Origin of the sequence: Bacillus sp. SIMBA_005 (assembly GCF_046535585.1) — a bacterium.
Lineage (GTDB): Bacteria > Bacillota > Bacilli > Bacillales > Bacillaceae > Bacillus > Bacillus pumilus.
The window spans coordinates 1-274 of the sequence record NZ_JAWRWI010000356.1; the positions used below are offsets into that span (position 1 = coordinate 1).

At 48.5% G+C, this 274-nt stretch carries 1 protein-coding gene; it reads left to right on the top strand.

The genetic code is table 11. The annotated features are described in order from the left end of the window. A partial coding sequence (locus tag SB660_RS20440; protein WP_410584154.1) for a condensation domain-containing protein occupies window positions 1–274 on the top strand: 274 nt, incomplete at both ends.

A 274-nucleotide genomic window follows, 5' to 3' on the forward strand; every position in this document is an offset into this window, starting at 1 on the left:
GCAGCAGACTGTTCTGCCGAAGCAGAAAAAAGCCGGCGAAAGCAGCCAAGAGAAAGTGACGTTTTCCTTTTCAAAAGAGGACACAGCTAAGCTGAAAGATCTGGCCGTGAAAGAAGAGGTCACGCTGAGCACCATTTTTCACACGCTCTGGGGCATTTTGCTTCAGGCGTATAACCAGACAGAAGATGCGGTTTTTGGTTCTGTTATTTCCGGAAGGCCGTCTGAAATCAAAGGCATCGAGCGAATGATCGGCCTGTTCATTAATACCGTGCCT